5 protein-coding genes and 1 pseudogene are annotated in these 5,221 nt (G+C 74.5%); 4 read left to right on the plus strand and 2 right to left on the minus strand.

Annotated elements, in window-relative coordinates; genetic code table 11:
• Positions 1-107 precede the first annotated feature (107 nt).
• The gene (locus BI06_RS29630) at positions 108-626 is read left to right on the plus strand and encodes a GNAT family N-acetyltransferase (protein ID WP_233290318.1); all 519 of its coding nucleotides are present in this window, start codon (positions 108-110) and stop codon (positions 624-626) included.
• Between the two features lie 32 nt (positions 627-658).
• On the opposite strand, the gene BI06_RS29635 is transcribed toward BI06_RS29630, so the two are convergent.
• Positions 659-1,336 (minus strand): YoaK family protein, encoded by a 678-nt coding sequence (locus BI06_RS29635; RefSeq protein WP_051742103.1) that lies wholly within the window; start codon positions 1,334-1,336, stop codon positions 659-661.
• Between the two features lie 101 nt (positions 1,337-1,437).
• Positions 1,438-3,270 carry an asparagine synthase (glutamine-hydrolyzing) gene (asnB, locus tag BI06_RS29640; RefSeq protein WP_043472639.1) on the minus strand — a complete coding sequence of 611 codons (1,833 nt, stop codon included), beginning with the start codon at positions 3,268-3,270 and terminating at the stop codon, positions 1,438-1,440.
• A 200-nt stretch (positions 3,271-3,470) separates the two neighbouring features.
• Here asnB and BI06_RS29645 point away from each other — a divergent pair, with 200 nt between their 5' ends.
• The 3 genes and pseudogenes from BI06_RS29645 to BI06_RS51310 form a co-directional block, all read left to right on the plus strand.
• Positions 3,471-4,409 carry a TIGR01777 family oxidoreductase gene (locus BI06_RS29645; protein WP_030396402.1) on the plus strand — a complete coding sequence of 313 codons (939 nt, stop codon included), beginning with the start codon at positions 3,471-3,473 and terminating at the stop codon, positions 4,407-4,409.
• Positions 4,410-4,519: 110 nt separating this feature from the next.
• Positions 4,520-4,903 carry a BlaI/MecI/CopY family transcriptional regulator gene (locus BI06_RS29650; protein ID WP_043473455.1) on the plus strand — a complete coding sequence of 128 codons (384 nt, stop codon included), beginning with the start codon at positions 4,520-4,522 and terminating at the stop codon, positions 4,901-4,903.
• Positions 4,900-5,221: pseudogene (locus BI06_RS51310) on the plus strand (hypothetical protein); the annotation flags it as partial. The gene BI06_RS29650 and the pseudogene BI06_RS51310, both read left to right, overlap by 4 nt.

Here is a 5,221-nt window from a genome sequence, read left to right on the forward strand (position 1 = left end):
GAACGCTCCTGGGCCCACTGGGAGCCCCGCTGGTCCGGCCGCGCCAGCCAGCCGCAGGACGACTGACACGACGTCCGAGAACCCTCGAAGACCCGATGGAGACGCCCTTGTTCAGCACCGAACGGCTGACCGCCCGCCTCTGGCAGCACGCCGATGCCGAGCGCGCGTTCGACACCTACGGGCGCTGGGAGGTCGCCCGGTGGCTGGGCGCCGCCCCTCGGGTCCTGGAGTCGCCCGCCGAGGTACCGGCCATGATCGACCGCTGGCGGCAGCGCTCGGCCGACCCCCGCTACGGGATCTGGGCCCTGGAGCGCAAGGACACCGGTGTGGTGGTCGGCTCGGTGATCCTGATCCCGCTGCCGGACGAGGACGGCACCGGCAACGGCGAGATCGAGGTCGGCTGGCACCTGCACCCGGACTCCTGGGGCCACGGATTCGCCACCGAGGCGGCCGGCGCAGCCCTCGCCAAGGGCTTCGCCGACGGCCTCGCCGAGATCCACGCCGTGGTCCGCCCCGGCAACGACCGCTCCGCCGCGGTCTGCCGCCGCCTCGGCATGGTCCCGCAGGGCCGCACCACCCGCTGGTACGGGGCCGAGTTCGACGCCTTCCTCGCGACCCGCCCCTGAGTCCGGCCGGGCATCCCGGGAGAGCCGGCCGGTCAGCGGCCGGGGTCGGGACGGGTCCAGGGCGCGGCGGGGTGGCCGGAGGCGTGGTGGGTGAGGGCGGCGACGGTGAGCAGGAGGGCGAGGGCGGCGGCGAGGGCGACCGGGACGGCGGCGTGCAGGACGAGCACCGCGCCGAGCAGGGCGCCCGCGAACATCCAGGCGGCCGAGGCCAGGCGGCGGGGGCCGGCCCGCTCGGCGGCCAGGGCGGTGAGGGTCATCGTCAGCACGGTGGTGGTCAGGTCGGGAACCTTGAGCGCGCGGACCACCGCGTTCTGCAGTCCCATCGCGCCGCCCAGCACGCAGATCAGGGTGTAGCGGACCGGTTCGGCGGTGTGGCCGAGGAACGCGCTGAGGAGGGCGCAGCCGGCGAACAGCGCCGACTGGACCGCCACGGTGAGGACCAGCAGCCGCCCGCGGTGGGCGGGGCGGCGCCGGGCGAGGTGGCCGCCCGCGAGCGCGCCGGCCAGGAAGGCGGCGAGGGCGGCCAGCGAGGCCCGCGCGGAGAGGCCGGGCGCGCCGGCCAGGGCGAAGCCGAGGAAGATCACATTGCCGGTCATATTGGCGACGAAGACGTGCCCGAGGGCGAGGTAGCTGACGGCGTCGACCAGCCCGGTGACCACGGTGAGCAGCAGCAGCATCGTCACCAGTGGCCCGTGCCGGGGGTCGTGCATCCTGGCCCTCCTGCCGCTCGCCTCGCCTCCCGGCAGCCTAGCCGGGACGCGCCGGTGGGGCCCGGCACGCGCGTGCCGGGCCCCACCGGGCGGAGCGTCCGTCAGACGGCGAGCGCCGGGCGGTGGTGGTCCAGCCAGAGCGCGAGGTCGACGACCCGCTCCAGCCGGAGCCGGTGGCCCCACTCCAGCTGGTCGGCCGGGGTGTCCAGGCTGGCCTTGATCACCGTCTCGTCGGCGATGTCGCGCACGTGCGGCGCGTCCAGCGCCTCGCGGGCGAGCCGCTGCAGCCCGCCGTTGTAGTCGGCGTGGTGGGTCGCCGGGTAGTGGTTCTTGGGCCGCCAGAGCACCGAGTCCGGGGCGATGCCCTGGCCGGCCGCGCGCAGCAGGCTCTTCTCCCGGCCGTCGTAGCTCTTCATCGCCCAGGGGGTGTTGAACGCGTACTCGACCAGCCGGTGGTCGCAGTACGGCACCCGCACCTCCAGGCCCTGGGCCATCGAGAGGCGGTCCTTGCGGTGCAGCAGCTGGCGCAGCCAGCGGGTCATCGACAGGTGCTGCATCTCGCGCCGGCGGTGCTCCTCGGGGCTCTCGCCGTCCGCGTGCGGGACGGCGGCCAGCGCGCTGCGGTAGGTGTCGTCGCGGAACTCGGCGATCCGCAGGTGGGCGGCGAGGTCCGGGTTGATCGGCATGGCCGCCTCGTCCCCGGTGACCAGCAGCCAGGGGAAGGTCTGCGCGGCGAGCGCCTTGGGGTTGTGGAACCACGGGTAGCCGCCGAACACCTCGTCGGCCGCCTCGCCGGAGAGCGCGACCGTGGAGTGCTTGCGGATCTCGCCGAACAGCAGGTAGAGCGAGGTGTCCATGTCGCCGACGCCGATCGGCGAGTCCCGGGAGACGACGACGGCGCGGCGGTGCTCGAGGTCCAGCAGGGTGCGCGGGTCGAGCACCACGGTGGAGTGGTCGCTTCCGATGAACGCGCCGGCCTCGGCGGCGAACGGGGTGTCGTGGCCGGTGCGCAGCACGTCGCCGGTGAACTGCTCGGCCTGGTCGCTGTAGTCGACGGCGTAGGAGCGCAGCTTGGCCTCCGGGCCCTCCTGGAGGCGCAGTTCGTCGGCGACCAGGGCGGTGACGATGGTCGAGTCCAGGCCGCCGGAGAGCAGGCTGCAGAGCGGGACGTCGGCCTCCAGCTGGGCGCGGGCGGCGCGGTTGACGAGCTCGCCGATCCGCTCCTTGGTGGCGTCCAGGTCGTCGGTGTGGGGGCGGGCGGTGAGCTCCCAGTAGCGGGTCTCGCGGACGCCGTTGCGGTCCAGGACGAGCAGGGCGCCGGGGTGGACCTCGCGGACGCCGGCCCAGACCGTGGGTCCGGTGTTGAAGAGCAGGCTGTAGGCCTCGCGCAGGCCGTCGGCGTCCACCGTGGGGGTGATCTCCGGGTGGGCGAAGAGCGCCTTGGGCTCGGAGCCGAAGGCGACGCCGCCGTCGATCTCGGCCCAGAACAGCGGCTTGACGCCGAGCCGGTCGCGGACCAGCAGCAGGCGCTGCTCGCGCTCGTCCCAGACGGCGAAGGCGTACATGCCCTCCAGCCGCTCGACGAGGGCGTCACCCCACTCCTGGTAGGCGCGGAGCACCACCTCGGTGTCGCTGCGGGTCTCGAAGCGGTGGCCCTTGGCGCGGAGTTCGGCGCGCAGCTGGTGGTGGTTGTAGACCTCGCCGCTGTAGGTGAGGACGACGCCGGGCTCGTCCCGGCGGTCGGGCATCGGCTGGGCGCCGCCGTCGATGTCGATGACGGCGAGGCGGCGGTGGCCGAGGGCGGCGTGGCGGCCGAGCCAGACGCCGCCGGCGTCGGGGCCGCGCAGGGTCATGGTGGCGGTCATCGCCTCGATGACGGGGGCACTGTGGCGGACGTCCTGGTGGAAGGACACCCAGCCGGTGATTCCGCACATGCGCGAGCACTCCTTGAACGAGCTTGAGCGAGCTTGGGCGAGCAGACGATCGGATCCGGACCACCAGTCGGGTGAGCGGCGGTGGTGGTTCCACGGATTCGGACACATTTCCGGCCATCTGCTGGCGACACCGGCATTTTGAACACGTTCAGGTCGACCGCTAGGGTGCGCACGACCAATCGTTTCGAGGGGGAGCAACGATGAGGATCGTCATACCGGGCGGGACCGGCCAGATCGGGCGCATCCTGGACCGGGCGCTCAGCGAGGACGGCCACGAGGTCGTGGTGCTGACCCGCCGGCCCAGCCGTGACCAGGAGATCTTCTGGGACGGCCGCTCGCTGGGCCGCTGGACCGCCGCGATCGACGGCGCCGACGCCGTCGTCAACCTCGCCGGGCGCAGCGTCGACTGCCGCTACACCGAGGAGAACCTGCGCGACATGATGGACTCCCGGGTGCACTCCACCCGGGCCGTCGGCCGTGCGATCGCGGGCGCCCGGCGCCCGCCCCGGGTCTGGCTGCAGATGAGCACCGCCACCATCTACTCCCACACCTACGGCGCCCCGCACGACGAGGACACCGGCGTCATCGGCGGCCAGGAGCCCGGCGTCCCCGCGTACTGGGAGCGCAGCGTGCGGATCGCCCGCGCCTGGGAGCGCGAGCAGACCGACGCGGCCACCCCGCACACCCGGCGGGTCGCGCTGCGCTGCGCCATGGTGATGAGCCCGGAGGCGGGCGGTGCCTTCGACCAGTTGCTGCGGCTGGCCAGGACCGGCCTGGGCGGCTCGGTCGACGGCGGCGCCCAGTACCTGTCGTGGATCCACGACCGGGACCTGGTCCGCTCGGTCCGCTTCCTGCTCGACCGGGAGGACATCGCCGGACCGGTCAACCTCGCCGCGCCGACGCCGGTGCCGCAGCGGGTGTTCATGCGCACGATCCGGCGGGCCAAGGGCATCCCGGTGGGGCTCCCGGCCACCCGGTGGATGGCCGAACTGGGCGCGTTCGCGCTCCGCTCGGACACCGAACTGCTGCTGAAGAGCCGGGCGGTGGCCCCGGGCCGGCTGCTGGCGGCCGGGTTCGGCTTCGAGCACCCGCACTGGCCCGCAGCGGCCACCGACCTGCTCCGCCGGATGCGCCGCTGACGCCGGGCCCGGGGCCCCGCCCTCGCGGCGGGGCGCGGCCGTACGATGGGCGGGCGCCGGGCACAGGGACAGGAGACCCGGGGCCGGGACGGCGGAGGAGCGGACGGGTGCTGCGCGGACTGGGCGATCTGGAGGCCGAGATCATGGACCGGCTCTGGTCCTGGGACCGGCCGGCCACCGTGCGCGAGATCGTCGACGACCTGCAGCGGCAGCGCCCCGTCGCCTACACCACCGTCAACACCGTCGCCGACATCCTGCACACCAAGGAGTGGCTGCGGCGGACCAAGGTCGGCCGGGCCTGGGTCTACGAGCCGACCTGCACCCGGGAGTCGTACACCGCGCAGCTGATGCACCAGGCGCTGGAGACCAGCCCGGACCGCGCCGGGGCCCTGCTGCACTTCGTCGACCGGATCAGCGGCGACGAGGCGACGGCCCTGCGCGCCGCCCTGGCACAGGTCGAGGCGCGGGACGAGGCGCGGGACGACGACCGGTGACCCTGGCCCTGCTGGCGCTCCACCTGCTCCTGGTCGGCGTCCTGCTCCCGAGGCGGCTGGCCGGCTCGCCGCGCCTCCAGTCCCGGCCGGCCCTCGGCGCCGCCGTCTGGCTCGCGCTGATGGCCTCCTTCGGCACCGGACTGCTGCTGGCCGCCCACCACCTGGTGGCGCCGCTCGGACACGAACCGGCCGGGCTCGTCGGCCTGCTCCCGCACCTGGAGCCGGCCGTCGCGCCGCACGCCCACGACTGGTGGGCCCCGGTCGCGGCCGCCGGCGCGGTCGCGGCGGTCACCGCCGTGCTCGCCACGCGGGCCGCCC

The sequence above is a fragment of the Kitasatospora sp. MBT66 genome, assembly GCF_000710405.2.
In the GTDB taxonomy this organism is placed as follows: domain Bacteria; phylum Actinomycetota; class Actinomycetes; order Streptomycetales; family Streptomycetaceae; genus Kitasatospora; species Kitasatospora purpeofusca.

Coding starts and splice junctions, on each gene's coding strand:
- BI06_RS29635 (WP_051742103.1), bottom strand. CDS start 1,336: ATGCACGACCCCCGGCACGGGCCACTGGTGACGATGCTGCTGCTGCTC.
- asnB (WP_043472639.1), bottom strand. CDS start 3,270: ATGTGCGGAATCACCGGCTGGGTGTCCTTCCACCAGGACGTCCGCCAC.
- BI06_RS29645 (WP_030396402.1), top strand. CDS start 3,471: ATGAGGATCGTCATACCGGGCGGGACCGGCCAGATCGGGCGCATCCTG.